The organism is Sporobacter termitidis DSM 10068 (assembly GCF_900130065.1).
GTDB classification, from domain to species: domain Bacteria; phylum Bacillota; class Clostridia; order Oscillospirales; family Oscillospiraceae; genus Sporobacter; species Sporobacter termitidis.
Genome location: NZ_FQXV01000005.1, coordinates 167,738 through 182,273 on the forward strand (window position 1 = coordinate 167,738; position 14,536 = coordinate 182,273).

The following is a 14,536-nucleotide window of genomic DNA, read 5'->3' on the forward strand; positions in this document are numbered from 1 at the left end:
CGTACCAGAGTCTTAAATGTGCATATGAAGCCTCAAGCCTGCTGCTCTTCATCCCCTCTCCGTTTCTGCTTTGGCGCCTTCAGTCCGGCCGCCCGCAGGGCTGTCGGCCAATTGGTGAAGCGGCGGCGGATATAAGCGCGGTAGACGCAGAATATTTCCTTTTGCGAGGGGGTGTGCCCCAGCTCGGCGGCGGTCAAACGCAGGATATCCAGGAGCTCCTCGTCGGTAAAGCTGTTGTAAAGCCGCCGGCCGGCCTCGCCCATGTACTGCCGCCAGAGGTGCGGATCGATCCACTCCCGGCGGCACGAGCCGTCAACGGCTTCGCCGGCCCGCGCCGCGTCCTCCGTCAGCTTTCTCCGAAGCCGGCGGATATGCTCCGAGGTTGATTGTTGCCCATCCATTGACAAGCCTCCATAACAAGGAGACTCCCTCGTTTCAGAGGGAGTCCCGGCACTTTTTACAAAGGCCTTCCCCATCCGGGATACGGCGCGGAAAGAGCTGCCGGCTTTGACGGCGGGGGTAAGCCCGCGGCGGAGTTTCACCGCCTTCCTCGCGTGGGTTACAAATTTGGGTTGTTTCGCCAGGTTCTCCGCAAAGCGCATGAGCCTGTTTTCCCGGATAAATAAATATGTATCTTTACAAAACCGGTTTTCAAACGAAAAGAGGCCCGGCAAGGCGGGATGCTCCCGCCTTGCCGAACCTCCGTTGTTCAGTCGGTTCTCGGCTACAGTTTTATGCTTTTTTTGATTTCCTCCACCCGGACCGGTTTACCCTCTGTGACGAAGATATGCAGCTCTCCGAATTTTATATCGCGTATCATCTGAAGCAAATGCTTTTCCTGCTCATTTAAAACGGCGGTGTCCTGTCGTTTTTCAGGCATTTTCTCACATCCTGTTACGGCTTTTTGATCTATTGTCATTGCTTCCCCGCCTGGGTGGGAGTGTCGGACCGGGCAGCTGTCGCAAGGCTGCCCGGCGCACACCCGGTACAGGAGAAATGTCAAGCGAGGGAACAAGAGGTAAGCTCTTTTATCAAGGGAACATGTGTGCTTATGGCCGGAAAAATAAAACGGCTGTGATGACCTTAAAGATCACCACAGCCGAATTCCTGTGCGTTCAACAGCCCTGTCATATCCCACCGGCCGACAGAGCAATTTCAAAGCAGGTCTTCTGGCTCACGCTTACGGAGAGTTACTCCTGCGGCCCACGCTCTGCCTTCCCGGTTTCCCAGTGACCGACTTTCGTCGACGAGCGCGGCCTCGGCGCATACAGCGGCGGTTCCGCTCGGGATTCACACCCGATTTCCTATCCTTCTCCAGAGGCTGCCGGACCATGGTCCATTCCGCCCAGGGAGACACTCGAAATAATATTGACTTGAGTTAAGTATAGCATAAAATTCTAAAATTGTCAACGCATGCCGAAAGGAATAAATAAAATCTTTGCCGAGCTTTGGCAGGGCGGCGGTTATCCTATGGCGATATTGCTGTCGCCGGAATCCCCGCTCTTGCCTGACTTTGTCTTTTCCTTTTTATTGCGTTCCACCAGCCGGCCCATCACGAAAGCGATGATGCCGACGCCGATGCCCGTCTGGACGCAGAAGAGCAGGCTTTCGATTTCGCCGGGCAGCTCTCCGCCGATCCAGCTTTCCATGACGGGCGTGAACCACGGCTGATAATCGCCGCCCGTAATCTCGTTGACCACCTGGCTGCCCGCGTCGTCGGAGCCGCCGAATTCGGCGCCTTTCAGCGCAAACAGCGGGATCAGCGCGATCAGCAGGACAATAACAAGTAAAATAATAACCTTTGTTCGTGTTTTCATCGTCTCAGCCCACCTTTAAAAATCCGATTTCTGTCAGCTCATTTTTCGCGTATGTCTCAAGGCCAAAGATAATAACGACTGTCAGCAGGCCCTCGATGACTGCCAGCGGGACCTGTGTCGGCGCAAATACGGCCAGGAACTTGACGGCCGACGTGGCCACGCCGCCCTGGGCCGACGGGTACGCCAGCGCCAGCTGCACGCTGGTGACGCAGTAGGTAAACAAATCGCCCAGAGCCGCGGCCAGGAAAATACCCACATGCTTGTTGATCTTCAGGACCTTGCTCAGCTTGTAGATACCCAGCGAAACGAGGGGGCCGGCGATGGCCATGGAGAACGTGTTGGCGCCCAGGGTCGTCAGGCCGCCGTGCGCCAGCAGAATGGCCTGGAAGATCAGCACGATGATGCCCAGGATGCTGACGGCCGTGGCGCCGAACAAAATCGCGCCGAGCCCCGTGCCCGTCATATGCGAGCAGCTGCCGGTAACGGACGGAATCTTTAGTGAGGAAAGGACGAAAATGAACGCGCCCGTCATGGCGAGGATCGTGATGGACTTCCGGTGTCCCGTCAGGGTCTTTTTGATGGAGAACCAGCCCGCTACCAGGAACGGGATGCATATGACCCCCCACGCAATGCAGTAAGCCACCGGCAGATAGCCCTCCATGATGTGCATCGCGCCGGCAGCCGGAACGACCCCAAGGGCGAGCGCGATGACAGCGGAAACGGTCAATGCGATCTTTTGCTTTTTCTTCATAAAACTTCCTCCTTATATATTTCAGGCCGGATCGCCTAAAATGACTTTGCTGTCCCGCAGGACTTCCTTCAGCTCCTGCGTCTGCCGGGGATAAGCGTTTGCCGCCGCCAGCACGCCGCTTTCAACGAGCAGCTCGTAAACCTCCAGCATGGCCGGCCGCTTCAGGTTTGCCTGCCGGAGCACCTCGCCGTTTTGGAATATCTCCAGCGGGGTACCGTCGGCGATGATTTTCCCGTTGCAGAAGACGAGGACGCGCTCGGCCCACCGATATGTAAAATCCACGTCGTGGGTGGAGATCAGCATGGTTTTCCCCTCGGCGCCGAGCTTTGCCAGCACCTCTTCCAGCATCATGGCGTTGATGGGGTCCAGCGATGCTGTCGGCTCATCGAAAATCAGGACCTCCGGCTTCATCGCCACGATGCCGGCGATGCTGACGCGCTTCTTTTCGCCGCCGCTCAGATAGTGCGGGGGGCGGTCCTCAAAGCCGGTCAGGTTCATGTAGGCCAGCGCCTGTGCAACGCGCTCGAGCACCTCTTCTTTGGGCAGCTTCAGATTCATCGGCCCGAAGCCCACGTCCGCCTTGACCGTCGAGGCGATGATCTGATTGTCCGCGTCCTGAAAAACGATGCCGACATTTTTCCGCAGCTCGTTCAGGGTCTTTTTGTTGACAGTCATGTCCCTGAAGACGATCTCTCCCGACGTCGGCGCATACACACCGTTTATATTGAGAAAAAACGTGGACTTTCCCGACCCGTTGGCGCCGATCACGGCGATCTTTTCGCCCTCGTAAATCTCGACGGTGACCCCGTCCAGCGCCGTCTTCCCGTTGCCGTAGACGTAGCTGAGATTGTCCGCTTTCAGAATTCTTTTTTTCATGCGCTCAAACCGCCTGTCTTGTCAGGTACCACAGCAGCAGCAGGTACAGCACAAAGGCCGCCGCCGGGATAACCACCTTGATGTCAGCTTTCTTCTCCTCTTCCAGGAACAGCAGCTCGCCGTCATAGCAGCGGGCTTCCATGGCGTCATAATAGGCGCCCGCTTTTTTCAGCGACAGAATCAGCAGATTGCTGGCCACACTGCCGAACGTGTAGCACGAGGTTTTAAAATCACGATACCCCAAGCGGGACTCCGCGGCGTTTTTCATCCTGGCGAAGACGTCCATCAGGATGAAAATGAACCGGTAGATCAAATTCATCAAATCCACCAGAATCCCCGGCACGCGGGCCTTTCTCAGTACGGAAATGATCTCCGAGGACGGGGTTGTGAGGATCATCAGCTGCAGCGCGCTGACGGCCGCCAGGATCTTCAGCATCAGGAAGACGCCTTTTTTGAGCATGGGCGCCGTTGTGTAAAGATAGCCAAAGCCGATATGCACGTGCCACTGGCCGACCGGCCCCGCCGAAAAATCGACGACGATGGCGAGGATGCTGATCAATATAAAGGTCAGCGGAATGGTCAGCACCGACAGATAGTCGCGCGGCGGCAGCCCGCCCGCCGCGATGACCAAATAGGCCATTGAAACGATCACCACGGCGGAGACGTACACATTGTCGAGCGCGATGCACAAAACGATGGTCAGGACCGACAGAACGACCTTGAAAGCGGGATTCCAGCCCCTGATTTTTGAGGAATACGCGAAATAATCGATAGAAAGCATTCCGCCGTGCTTGTGCCCGATATGACGGTGGGTATGCGCCGGGCCGTGTTCGTGCCCGGCGGGATGCTTGCGGCCGGTCCGGCGCACTATGGTAAATATAAGTACGGGCAGCAGGAGCAGGGCCGCTAAAACAATGAATTTTCCCATGCCACTTTTCTCCGATATCCTTCTCCCAAACGGAAGGCCGATTGGGCAAAATAAAACGACTGCAACAATCATGTAGATTGTTGCAGCCGTATTCCGCACAAATCCTTTGCCTCTTTGCCTGTCGGCAACAAAGGCGATTTCAGAGCAGGTCTTCTGACTGACGCTTATAGGAGATTCCTCCTGCGGCACGTGCTCTGCCTTCCCAGTTTCCCAGTGACCGACTTTCGTCGACGAGCGCGCCCTTCAGCGTTTACAGCGGCGGTACCGTCCGTGATTTGCACACGGTTCCCTATTCTTCCCCAAAGGCCATACACCAAAGGGGACACTTGAAATAATATTTAATTTACACGCGTAATGTATCACATTTCATTTTGCTTGTCAATGCCCATTGTTCAGGGTATTTCCTCCAGCAATCGCGATCAGTAATTGTGAATATGATAGTGTCCGTGCCCGCCGTCGTCATGCCTGTGATAGTACTTGTCCACAAGATTAACGCGCTTTAACAGTTCGATATCGTCGAGCAGCCGGTGCGTCTGCAGGTCGGCGGCGATGGCGTGCGTGCTGTCGAACAGGACGGCCCTTTTTGATATCTCCTGCACGAGCTCGAGGTTATGGGTGGAGACGATCAGCGTCTTGCCGGAGCTCAAAAGCTCGACGAGAAAGCCCGCCAGCCAGCGCTCCGTTTTGGGATCGAGGCCGTTCATCGGCTCGTCCAGCACCAGGACTTCCGGATTCATGGCCAGAACGCTGGCAATGGCCACCTTCTTTTTTTCGCCGCCGCTCAGATGATACGGCTGCCTGTCCTTATAGTCCTGCAGCTCCAGCAGGGACAGGCAGCTCTCCACCCGCTCCTCGACCGCGCGCTCGTCGTAGCCCATCTGGCGCGGGCCGAACGCCACCTCATCGAAGACATTCGTGCAAAACAGCTGCGTATCGGAGTTCTGGAATACAAAGCCGATCCGCTGATGAAACTGCTTTGAAAATTTAGGGTCCTTCAGGGCCTTCTGGGTGATCTCCCTGCCGTCAAACGCGTATGTGCCGCTGTCCGGCGTGACGATGCCGCACAGCAGCTTCAGGAGCGTGGACTTCCCTGTCCCGTTCGCCCCCAGCAGAGAGACGGACTCGCCTTTTTCAATTTTAAGACTGATATCGTTGAGGGCCCGATGCCCCTCGTAAGAGAAGGAGACGTTTTGAAGTTCTATCATGATTGACCTCAGTAAAGACGAATAAAGATATAAATTATCCCGGCGTTGATGAGGAGATAGGCCGCGTCGGCAAGCCCGAACCTGAATTTCTGGCAGATGCGGTATTCGCCGGTGAACCCGCGGCATTCCATGGCCGCGTACATATCCTCCGCCATGTCGCGGGACTTTAAAAACAGCGTCCCGGCAACGCCGGAGAGAGCATTGTATTTGCCGGCGTTTTTGCCCACGGACCTCAGCCGCAGCGCGTAAAGCATCTCCACGGAAAACTCGCCGAGCATGACGATATATTTGAGCGTGATATCCAGAATAAATATCATCAGGTCCGGCACGTGGAAGCGTTTCAGGGCTATGGTGATCTGGTCCCACCGCGTCGCGTAGGAGAGGATATTGACGGCGATGATCGAGACAAGCACCTTGACCGGTATGATAAAAATACTGTACGTGTTCCCATAGAACACCGTCGGGAGCAGAATGATCGCCGTAAACAACGTCATGACCAGACCGGTACGCAGGATCTTGGCAATCTCCCTGCCGGGCATAAAGCACAGGAGGAGGAGAAGATAGGCAATCACCAGATAAATAAATGAAAATGTCCTGGAGACCGACACAAAGACGACCAGCATCAGGGTAAACAGGACCCTGAAGAACGCGTTCGCCTGAAACCGGTCTTCTTTTTTATCCTGTGCCTTTATCCGGGCGATAAGCGCCAAGAAAGACAGGATACTTTTATTAATAAAAGTATCCTTGTCTTCCCGCGGCATATAATTTTCGTTTTTTTGAAGCCACTCAGGCATCCGTTTACTCCTTGGATCGTTTGTTACGCTTTCGTCTTTGCGGCGGCGTCTTTCTTAAACGCGGCGATAATCTTGAAGATGATGATAACCAGCGCGACGCCGACCACGGCGGACGCGATGTAGCCCACGGCATCGGGCAGGCCGCTGACGGAATAGTCCGGCATCAGCGCGCTAAAGCTGAACCCGTTTGCCATGCCTGACGGCGTGTAATTGAGCGCGCTGCCGCCTGTGATGACCTCCTGGATCTCATCCATACCCCACTCGCCCCACGCGGTCCCCGTTGCCAGCAGGCCGAGCGGCGTCAGACAGATCAGGGCGACGATCAGGCCGTAAACGGCCTTGGATTTCTTTTTTGCCCCTTCGTATATCATACCTGGGGACACTTTTCTGATAAAGGCGTAGATAAACACCGTGAACAGCAGTTCCACCACGCCGGCCACGAGCAGATGCGGGATAAGCATCGCCGGGATCGATACCGAAAGCGGATACGGGCAGTAAAGCGGCTGCCCGTCGGCGCCTTTGAAGAGCAGGGGCTGGAGGCCGAATTCGATCGCCGCGCAAAGCGCCGCCACGTTGATGCCGAAATAGGAGCCGACGGCGGCGCCGATGATTTCGCCTTTTTCCGATTGTACACGATCCCTGATGAACTTGTAAACAAAATATCCGACAAAAGGCAGGACAAACGCCATATTGAAGGCGTTCGCGCCAAAAGCGAGAATGCCGCCGTCGCCGAACATCAGCGCCTGGATCAGCAGCGCCACCGAAACCGCCAGGCACGCCGAATACGGGCCGAGCAGGATGGCGATCAACGTCCCTCCCACCGCGTGGCCCGTCGTACCGCCCGGCAGGGGCACGTTGAACATCATGGTCAGAAATGAAAACGCGGCGCCGATGCCGAGCTGCGGCAGCTTGGCCTTTGAAATTTCCTCTTTGACCTTTTTGATGGATACGCCGAGAACCGGCACCATCGCCGCGCCCAGGACAGCGCATGTGGCGGGGCTGAGATAATTGTCGGGTATATGCATCAATATCTCCCTCTCTGCTTGAAGATGTGTCATGATTTCCGAATTCATACTACCACAACGCATTGATTCGGCAAGCTCCCTGGGGGGATAAAAATTCAATAATTAATCCATATCCATAAGGAAACGTATACCGGCTGCCGGTTCTCTGTGAAGTATCCATAAAGGATTATCCCCCGGGGGCGGATGTATCCGGCAAAAACAGGCGCAAATGTCCAGGTATCGGCGGCATTGACAGGGGTGGGGATACGCGGCATAAAAGCGCCGGTATCCCTCGGGGGAGCTTCAAACTTTCCGCAGAGCGGTGTATAGTTGCGGTAACAAACGCTCCGGGCGGGAAAGGTTGATTCAAATGGACGCAGATCCGCGGGCGATGCCCTGGAATGACATCGATTCGTTTGGAAAGCAAATGTTCAGCAAAGGCCCCGGCCAGGCACACCTGTGTCAATGGCCGCTGAAGCTGAGGCTCATATCGTCGGTATCCCCATACTTTCACAAAGCACATCTCATCCTGTCTGCCGACTGCGCCGCCTACTCTTATGAAAACTTCCACAGCGGCCTGCTCAGGAACCGCGTGCTGATGATCGGCTGCCCCGAGCTGGACGGCGCCGGCTTCACGGAAAAGCTGGCGGAAATCGTCCGCTCCAACGAAATACTGAGCATCGCCGTCGTCCGGATGGACGCGCCGTGCTGCCTGGGGCTTGCCGACGCCGCGGTCGACGCCGTGCGGCGGAGCAAAAAGGACATCCCGGTACAGCTAACAACGGTTTTTACCGAGGGTGAAATCATCGAATAGCAAAACACTGTGCGCAATAAAAAAGCACCCCTTTACATGATGCCGACATGTGAAGGGGTGTCGTCGTTATAAAGGCAAAGAGCTTTTGCCAAAATCAATGCAGCGACATTTTCTGCAGGGACGACAGCATGTCTTCCCCGTCCTTGATATGCTGCTGCAGATGAGACAGCTGCGCGCTGTCTCCCGTTTGCTGCAACTCGGAAAGCTCCAGCCTGTGCGCGTCCAGCGAGCCCTTCAGCTCGTTATACAGGGAGACTGCCGCGTTGAAATCAATCCCGCCGCTCGCCTGCAGCTGGTCAAACCGATGCTTGATACTGGAACAACTCATATAAAACCTCCTAAATCGTCTATGCCGCTATTGTGCGCAGAATCCCGCGTTTAAATCACGCGGCGGAGGTTTAACGCGCCGGTAATAGCCGATAAATTATTCAGTCTACACAGCTCGTCCTGTAATTCACCGCTTTATGAATCGCGGACTCAAAGTGTCTCCTTGTCAGAAATACCGGCCGGCCGATCGCCTTTGCGATTTGCCGGACAGAGAAGCCATGCCAGCAAAAAAGCAGCAAAATATACCGTTCGTCAAAGCTGAGGCCGCTCAGCATCTGAATAAATTCTTTTTTTCCGGCGCTTATCTGACCTGCCGTCTCAGGAGCCGTGCAGCGCCGGTCCGGGCTTCTTTGAAGCTTTCTGCCGTGCCGGTATATCAATTTGATGCTTTGCTCTTTGAACAAATCGACGTTCGTTTTGTCCGAACACTTACGAAAAGCCCCGGTAAACGCATGGATTGTGATTTCCTCGGCCGCCTCCCGGTCCCCAACGGTATAAAGCGCCATATTATACAGCTGTCTCGCGGCGGCCTGGTAGAGGAATTCGACCTGCTTTTGTATCTCCCGACCGGTTTCCAAAATACCGCCCCCCACAAAATCGGAGCGACATGGTGGCCGCCCGTTTAAATTTCGATATCATTCGATATCATAAAAGAAAATTTACCCTTATAAAATATAAGACAGTGGAAATATCAAAATGCAACAAAAATATTTTAAAATTTTTTAAAATTTACAAATTGCACATTAAAATTTACATCATCCGACTTAAATCGGCGCAAAAAAGGAACGCATCCTATCAAAAGATGCGTTCTTTTCAATGAGGGACACGTTAACTCTGCGCTGTTATTTCCCGTCAGCAGATAACGGCGCCCTCGCTGATTGGGCGGACCCGCTCCTGAAAGATTTTGAGCCAGCCTGCCTCGCCCTTTTTGCGGTAGTCCGGCGCCGTTTTCCGCCGCGCTTCAAGCTCCTCATCCGAGACGTCTGCCTGCAGCACGCGGTTCAGCGCGTCGATGGTGATGATGTCGCCGTCACGGATGAGGCCGATCGCCCCGCCGGCGGCGGCCTCCGGCGTGACGTCCACGGCCATCAGCGCCAGATTGCACAGGCCGGACGCGTGGCCGTCCGTCACGATGGCCACGTCGCTGCCAAGGCCCTGGCCGTCCAGGGCGAAGATGAGTCCCCCAGGCCCGCCCATGCCGGGCGTGCCGGTGAGCCCCATGCCGCAGACGACGAGCACGTCGCCTTTTTTGATCCCGCCGTCACGGATGGCGCGCATGGCTTCGTTCTGGTCCGTGATCACCCGGGCCGGCCCCTTGAAGTAATTCGGCTTATAGTGATCGTCGATCTGCAGCTTGATCACGCCGAAGTCCGCTGCCAGGTTTCCCTTGGCCAGGACGATGGCCGGCCTGTAATTGAGCGCGTTGTCCAGCGGGCGGATTACATCTTCGTCCAGCACCACGGCGCCCTCCAGATTCCCGCGGACCGCTTTGCCGCTGACCGTCATCTCGTCCAGCCGCAGCTTGCTCTCCAGCTGCTTCATGACGGCGCGGGTCCCGCCCGCCGCCTCCAGGTCGTCGATAAAGTGCGTCCCGTTGGGGCGGATGCCCACGAGGAGCGGAATGTCGCCGGCGAATTTATCGAACATATCAAACACGTCGATGTCCGTTTTCGCCTCCTTGGCGACGGCCTGCAGGTGCTTCATGGTATTGGTGGAGCCGGAGACGCTCAGGATCGTCTTGACGCAGTTTTCAAAGGCGCCGGGCGTCAGCAGGTCCCGCGGCGTCACATCCTGGTCCACGAGCTCCACGATACGCCGGCAGGCGTCCGATACGGCCCGCCACATTTTCGGACTGTTGGACAGAACAGGCGTCGTGCCCGGGAGGGCGAAGCCCAGCGCCTCGCAGGCAATGTGCATGGAGTTTGCCGTCCCCAGCCCCTGGCACACGCCGGGGCCTTTGATAGCCGCGTCGCTCATCCGGCGCATTTCCTCGTCCGTCACCTTGCCCATGGCGTAATGCCCCTGCTGCTGGAACAGGTCCTCAATATCAAAGTGCTCGCCCTTGTACGTGCCGCAGGGCTGATAGCCGCACGCCACGACGATGGTTGGGATATTCATGCGCGCGGCGGCCATGAGCTGGCCCGGCAGGGTTTTGTCGCAGGAGGCAAGGCAGAGCATCCCGTCCAGCATGGCACCCTCCACGGCGGCCTCCACGTCGTTGGTGATCAGGTCGCGGCTGGCCTGGATAAATCCCCCGCTGTGCCCGGAAAATATGAAGTCGGCCGGGGCCACGGTGCGTATCTCAAAGGAGATGCCCCCCGCCTTGTAGATCTCCCCGGCGGCAAATCTGGCAATGGCGTCCAGGTGGCTGAAGCAGACGGCCAGATTCGACGAGGAGTTGACGATGGCGATTTTCGGGCGCTTCATATCCTCGTCCCGGATACCGAGATTCAGCCACATGGCCCTTCTGATGGGGCTGTTATATTTGTTGCTGCGGTATTCTTTCAAAGGGCAGACCAGCTTTCCTCATTTTTTCTCCTGCCCGGGCGGCGCTCAGTGCACGCCGTCGAGGATAACGCCCTGGGCGCGCAGGAACGCCTGCAAATCCTTTACGTGCTCCTCCGCCTCCAGCGCCCGCGGCGTCACGCCTTTTTTGACGCACAGGCCGGCCGCGGCGCCGGCGGCCTGGCCGGTGACGACCGTCTCCTGCAAAAAGCGCTGATAGGCGGCCCTGTCGGTGGAGATGTGCTTGCCGCCCACCAGGAAGTTTTCCACCTTGCGCGGCACGAGGCAGCGGTACGGGATGTCGTGGCTGCCGCCCTCGGGCGGCAGGCCGCCGACCTCGCCGTTCCTGACGACCGTGGCCAGCGTGCTGTTGTTGGCCGCGTGGACGGCGCCCGCCGGGAAGGCCGATTTGCCGATGCAGTCGTAAAACCGCGCGCCCGCCGCCACCTCGGCGCCGGTGAGCCTGTGGTCGCCCATGATCCGCCGGCCGTCCCGAAGGCGCAGCTCCGTGCCCATTTTGACGATATAGGCCTTTTTGAAGCCGGGGACGTATTTTTTGAAAGCCTTCGCCGCGATCATGATCTGGCGGCGGGCCTCGATCTCGCCCTTGGTCAGATCCCAGGGGTCGCAGGACCAGAGGTCGGGCACCTGGGCGGAATGCTGGAAGTGCGCCTGGACAACGCCGCGGTCGCCGCCGTCGGGACGCGGCGCCATGAAAAAGCCCATGCCGGCGTAGTCATGCCACTCCCCTTTGGCCAGGAGCTCCTTGATGATGCTGAAAAAGCCCATGATCTCCCCCAGGTCGGCGGGGTCCGTGACCTGACGGAGATTGGCGATCTTCTCCTCCTGAGACAGGCCGGCCGCGCCCCGCAGCTGGAATTCCTGGGGGTTTTCCTTCATATACGTCATGAATTCGTCCCAGTCGACGCCGTCCATGGTAAAGCAGAGGGAATGGGGCTCGTTCATGTCTCTGGGGAGCAGCTCGTAATCGCAGCCGGCGCGCACGGCAATATCGCCCTCGCCGGTGCAGTCGATGACGATTTTGGCCTCGATCGTGCTGCGGCCCGCGGCGTTCTCGACGATGACCCCGGTGACCCTGTCGCCGTCCTTCGTCACGCCCACGACGAGCGTATGTAACAGCAGCGTCACGTTGCTTTCCACCAGCACCCGGAATATTTCGAGCCCCCACCACTCCGGGTCCACAAACGAAAACGTATAGCCGGTGCGCCTTCTGTACACGTTGTCCTCGTCGCGGTGCGGGAGCGCGTGGTTTTCCTTCAGCAGGCGGCTGTGCATCTCCTCGGCGAAGCCGGCGATGACCTGCTCGCCGCGGGGGCTGAAAAGATGCGCGTACGAAAAGCCCGGCGGGCCGGACACATTCATTTGGCCGCCCAGCGCGCCAAGGCGCTCGATGAGGAGCGTTCTGGCCCCGGTCCTGGCCGCCGCGACGGCCGCGGCCGTCCCGGACGTCCCGCCGCCGCATACAATGACATCAAACTTTCCGTTTTCCATGGTATCAATCCTTTCTACATGAACAGACAAAAGTCTTTATACGCAATGGCACGCCACGAAATGCCCGCCGCCCGCGTCGCGAAGCGGCGGCACCGACTCGGAGCATTCCTTTTTGGCCCGGGGGCAGCGGGGATGGAAGGCGCAGCCGGCCGGGGGATTCAGCGGCGTCGGCACGTCGCCGGTCAGGATGATCCTGTGGCGTTTTTCCTCCGCCACGGGGTCCGGCAGCGGCTGCGCCGACAGGAGCGCGATAGAATACGGATGCAGCGTGTTGGCATACAGCTCGCCGGCATCGGAGATTTCCACGACCCTGCCCAGGTACATCACCGCCACGCGCTGGCTGATGTACTGGACGGCCAGCAGGTCGTGGGAGATGAAGAGATAGCTCAGGCGGTCGTTTTTGCTCTGGAGCTCCTGCAGGAGATTCAGTATCTGCGCCTGCATGGACACGTCCAGGGCGGAGATCGGCTCGTCGCAGACGATGAGGGACGGGTCGCCCGCCAGGGCGCGGGCGATGGACAGCCGCTGCCGCTGCCCGCCGGAGAACTCGTGGGGATACCGGTCCGTCATATCGGGGCTCAGCCCCGACATGATGAACAGCTCCGCCACGCGCTCGTCATATTCCTTTTTGCTTTTCACCAGGTGATGTATTTTCAGCGGCTCGCCCACAATGTCGCCGCTGCTCATCCTAGGGTCCAGAGAGCTGTAGGGGTCCTGGAAAACGAGGGCCATCTTCCGCCGGATCTGGCGCAGGTCGGATTCCCCGGAGTGCGAAATGTCCGCGCCCTCAAACATGACGATGCCGCCGGTGGGTCTATACAGGCGGACAATGCAGCGGCCCACGGTGGTTTTGCCGCAGCCGCTTTCGCCCACCAGCCCCAGTGTCTCGCCCGGCCTGATGGAAAACGACACGTCGTCCAGGGCCTTCACGTCGGCGATCTTCCGCTTCAGCAGCCCTCTCCTGACGGGGAAATACATTTTGAGATTGACGATATCCACAATATTGCCTCTGGCCGCCTCAATCATCCGTCAAGCCCTCCAGTCTCACACGGCACGTCGTGTAGTGATCGCCCTCCACATGCGTCAGCTCCGGGACCGGCTCCTCAAAGCAGCTTTTTTGGCGGAGCCTGCACCTGGGGAGAAAGGGGCAGGTGGGCGGGCGGTTAATGAGCGACGGCGGCATGCCCTTAATGGGGACCAGCCTTTCGCCCAGCTTCGGCACGCATTTTAAAAGCCCTTCGGTATAAGGGTGCATCGGATTTGCCCAGAGCTCCCTGACCGTGCCGGACTCGATGATCCTCCCGGCATACATGACGTTGACCCTGTGGACGTATCTGGCCACGATGCCAAGATTATGCGTCACCATGACGAGCGCTGTGTGGTATTTGTTCACCATCTCGTACATCAGCTCTAAAAGCTGCGCCTGAATCGTCGCGTCCAGCGCCGTGGTGGCCTCGTCGGCGATGATCATTTTTGGGTTGCACAGCATCGACATGCCCACCATCACCCGCTGGCGCATGCCGCCGGAGAGCTGATGCGGGTAATCGTCGGCGCGTTTACCAGGGTCGGGGATGCCCACTTGGGACAGCATGTCGACGCTCCGCTCCCGCGCCTCCGCCTTGTCGATGCCCAGGTGCTCCGTGAGGACCTCCCCCATCTGCCGGCAGATGGTCATGGCCGGGTTTAAGGACGTCATCGGCTCCTGGAACACCATGGATATCCTGCCGCCGCGGATGGCGCACATCTCCCGGCTTTCCCTGCCGTACCGCAGCAGATCCTGGCCCTCAAACTCCACCGAGCCGGCCACGATCTTTCCCGGCGGATTCGGTATAAGCTGCATGACGGAGAGCTGGCTGACCGATTTCCCGCAGCCGCTTTCGCCCACGAGGCCGATGATCTCGCCCTCGTCCACATGATAGGACACGTCGTTGACCGCCTTGACTGTCCCCCGCTCCGTCCTGAACTCCGTCGTCAGGCCGCTGACTGTTAGCAATCTTTCCATA

General features: G+C 57.8%; 16 protein-coding genes and 2 riboswitches. Of the genes, 2 read left to right on the plus strand and 14 right to left on the minus strand.

The annotated features are described in order from the left end of the window. Positions 1-32: 32 nt before the first annotated feature. The 9 genes from BUB60_RS19755 to cbiM all read right to left on the minus strand — a co-directional run bounded on the left by BUB60_RS19755 (position 33) and on the right by cbiM (position 7,396). Entirely contained in the window at positions 33-401 is a 369-nt protein-coding gene (locus BUB60_RS19755; protein ID WP_143162309.1) for a homing endonuclease associated repeat-containing protein, read from the minus strand. A 323-nt stretch (positions 402-724) separates the two neighbouring features. Beyond that, positions 725-880: a DUF2292 domain-containing protein gene (locus BUB60_RS08925; RefSeq protein WP_073077916.1), complete on the minus strand. Its 156-nt coding sequence runs from the start codon at positions 878-880 to the stop codon at positions 725-727. Positions 881-1,142: 262 nt separating this feature from the next. Then, a riboswitch (cobalamin riboswitch) is annotated at positions 1,143-1,349 on the minus strand. 114 nt (positions 1,350-1,463) lie between these two features. Then, positions 1,464-1,817 carry an energy-coupling factor ABC transporter substrate-binding protein gene (locus tag BUB60_RS08930; protein WP_073077917.1) on the minus strand — a complete coding sequence of 118 codons (354 nt, stop codon included), beginning with the start codon at positions 1,815-1,817 and terminating at the stop codon, positions 1,464-1,466. Positions 1,818-1,821: 4 nt separating this feature from the next. Beyond that, positions 1,822-2,568 (minus strand): energy-coupling factor ABC transporter permease, encoded by a 747-nt coding sequence (locus tag BUB60_RS08935; protein WP_073077918.1) that lies wholly within the window; start codon positions 2,566-2,568, stop codon positions 1,822-1,824. A 21-nt stretch (positions 2,569-2,589) separates the two neighbouring features. Next, positions 2,590-3,444 carry an energy-coupling factor ABC transporter ATP-binding protein gene (locus tag BUB60_RS08940; RefSeq protein ID WP_073077919.1) on the minus strand — a complete coding sequence of 285 codons (855 nt, stop codon included), beginning with the start codon at positions 3,442-3,444 and terminating at the stop codon, positions 2,590-2,592. 4 nt (positions 3,445-3,448) lie between these two features. Next, complete coding sequence (gene cbiQ / locus BUB60_RS08945) at positions 3,449-4,372, minus strand: cobalt ECF transporter T component CbiQ (protein ID WP_084726362.1); 924 nt, start codon at positions 4,370-4,372, stop codon at positions 3,449-3,451. Positions 4,373-4,498: 126 nt separating this feature from the next. Beyond that, a riboswitch (cobalamin riboswitch) is annotated at positions 4,499-4,717 on the minus strand. A 74-nt stretch (positions 4,718-4,791) separates the two neighbouring features. Next, on the minus strand, positions 4,792-5,577 hold the full coding sequence (locus tag BUB60_RS08950; RefSeq protein ID WP_073077920.1) for an energy-coupling factor ABC transporter ATP-binding protein: 786 nt from the start codon (positions 5,575-5,577) through the stop codon (positions 4,792-4,794). An 8-nt stretch (positions 5,578-5,585) separates the two neighbouring features. Further along, positions 5,586-6,371: an energy-coupling factor transporter transmembrane component T family protein gene (locus BUB60_RS08955; RefSeq protein WP_073077922.1), complete on the minus strand. Its 786-nt coding sequence runs from the start codon at positions 6,369-6,371 to the stop codon at positions 5,586-5,588. 23 nt (positions 6,372-6,394) lie between these two features. Further along, positions 6,395-7,396, minus strand: coding sequence for a cobalt transporter CbiM (gene cbiM, locus BUB60_RS08960; protein ID WP_073077924.1), 1,002 nt, complete (start codon positions 7,394-7,396; stop codon positions 6,395-6,397). A 349-nt stretch (positions 7,397-7,745) separates the two neighbouring features. Here cbiM and BUB60_RS08965 point away from each other — a divergent pair, with 349 nt between their 5' ends. Beyond that, a complete protein-coding gene (locus BUB60_RS08965; RefSeq protein WP_073077926.1) occupies positions 7,746-8,189 on the plus strand; it encodes a hypothetical protein in 444 nt (147 codons plus the stop codon). Between the two features lie 94 nt (positions 8,190-8,283). Here BUB60_RS08965 and BUB60_RS08970 read toward each other — a convergent pair whose 3' ends face one another. After that, complete coding sequence (locus tag BUB60_RS08970; RefSeq protein ID WP_073077928.1) at positions 8,284-8,517, minus strand: hypothetical protein; 234 nt, start codon at positions 8,515-8,517, stop codon at positions 8,284-8,286. A 217-nt stretch (positions 8,518-8,734) separates the two neighbouring features. On the opposite strand from BUB60_RS08970, the gene BUB60_RS19760 reads away from it, so the two are divergent. Continuing rightward, positions 8,735-9,142, plus strand: coding sequence for a hypothetical protein (locus tag BUB60_RS19760; RefSeq protein WP_143162310.1), 408 nt, complete (start codon positions 8,735-8,737; stop codon positions 9,140-9,142). 226 nt (positions 9,143-9,368) lie between these two features. Here the strand turns inward: BUB60_RS19760 and BUB60_RS08985 are convergent, their stop codons facing one another. The 4 genes from BUB60_RS08985 to BUB60_RS09000 are packed head-to-tail and all read right to left on the minus strand — an operon-like array spanning position 9,369 to position 14,535. Then, positions 9,369-11,024: a dihydroxy-acid dehydratase domain-containing protein gene (locus tag BUB60_RS08985; protein WP_200796619.1), complete on the minus strand. Its 1,656-nt coding sequence runs from the start codon at positions 11,022-11,024 to the stop codon at positions 9,369-9,371. A 45-nt stretch (positions 11,025-11,069) separates the two neighbouring features. Then, positions 11,070-12,533, minus strand: coding sequence for an FAD-dependent oxidoreductase (locus tag BUB60_RS08990; RefSeq protein ID WP_073077936.1), 1,464 nt, complete (start codon positions 12,531-12,533; stop codon positions 11,070-11,072). A gap of 36 nt (positions 12,534-12,569) precedes the next feature. Next, the gene (locus tag BUB60_RS08995) at positions 12,570-13,559 is read right to left on the minus strand and encodes an ABC transporter ATP-binding protein (RefSeq protein ID WP_073077939.1); all 990 of its coding nucleotides are present in this window, start codon (positions 13,557-13,559) and stop codon (positions 12,570-12,572) included. After that, on the minus strand, positions 13,552-14,535 hold the full coding sequence (locus BUB60_RS09000; RefSeq protein ID WP_073077941.1) for an ABC transporter ATP-binding protein: 984 nt from the start codon (positions 14,533-14,535) through the stop codon (positions 13,552-13,554). Before BUB60_RS09000 ends, BUB60_RS08995 begins: the two co-directional genes overlap by 8 nt. Position 14,536: the final 1 nt, after the last annotated feature.

What these genes read in the sequence shown, in the direction of transcription:
- BUB60_RS08925 (WP_073077916.1), bottom strand. Translation starts at nt 880, where the DNA reads ATGCCTGAAAAACGACAGGACACCGCCGTTTTAAATGAGCAGGAAAAG.
- BUB60_RS08940 (WP_073077919.1), bottom strand. Translation starts at nt 3,444, where the DNA reads ATGAAAAAAAGAATTCTGAAAGCGGACAATCTCAGCTACGTCTACGGC.
- BUB60_RS08995 (WP_073077939.1), bottom strand. Translation starts at nt 13,559, where the DNA reads ATGATTGAGGCGGCCAGAGGCAATATTGTGGATATCGTCAATCTCAAA.
- BUB60_RS08965 (WP_073077926.1), top strand. Translation starts at nt 7,746, where the DNA reads ATGGACGCAGATCCGCGGGCGATGCCCTGGAATGACATCGATTCGTTT.
- BUB60_RS08935 (WP_073077918.1), bottom strand. Translation starts at nt 2,568, where the DNA reads ATGAAGAAAAAGCAAAAGATCGCATTGACCGTTTCCGCTGTCATCGCG.
- cbiM (WP_073077924.1), bottom strand. Translation starts at nt 7,396, where the DNA reads ATGCATATACCCGACAATTATCTCAGCCCCGCCACATGCGCTGTCCTG.
- BUB60_RS08970 (WP_073077928.1), bottom strand. Translation starts at nt 8,517, where the DNA reads ATGAGTTGTTCCAGTATCAAGCATCGGTTTGACCAGCTGCAGGCGAGC.
- BUB60_RS19755 (WP_143162309.1), bottom strand. Translation starts at nt 401, where the DNA reads ATGGATGGGCAACAATCAACCTCGGAGCATATCCGCCGGCTTCGGAGA.
- BUB60_RS19760 (WP_143162310.1), top strand. Translation starts at nt 8,735, where the DNA reads ATGCCAGCAAAAAAGCAGCAAAATATACCGTTCGTCAAAGCTGAGGCC.
- BUB60_RS08930 (WP_073077917.1), bottom strand. Translation starts at nt 1,817, where the DNA reads ATGAAAACACGAACAAAGGTTATTATTTTACTTGTTATTGTCCTGCTG.
- BUB60_RS09000 (WP_073077941.1), bottom strand. Translation starts at nt 14,535, where the DNA reads ATGGAAAGATTGCTAACAGTCAGCGGCCTGACGACGGAGTTCAGGACG.
- BUB60_RS08955 (WP_073077922.1), bottom strand. Translation starts at nt 6,371, where the DNA reads ATGCCTGAGTGGCTTCAAAAAAACGAAAATTATATGCCGCGGGAAGAC.
- BUB60_RS08950 (WP_073077920.1), bottom strand. Translation starts at nt 5,577, where the DNA reads ATGATAGAACTTCAAAACGTCTCCTTCTCTTACGAGGGGCATCGGGCC.
- BUB60_RS08990 (WP_073077936.1), bottom strand. Translation starts at nt 12,533, where the DNA reads ATGGAAAACGGAAAGTTTGATGTCATTGTATGCGGCGGCGGGACGTCC.
- cbiQ (WP_084726362.1), bottom strand. Translation starts at nt 4,372, where the DNA reads ATGGGAAAATTCATTGTTTTAGCGGCCCTGCTCCTGCTGCCCGTACTT.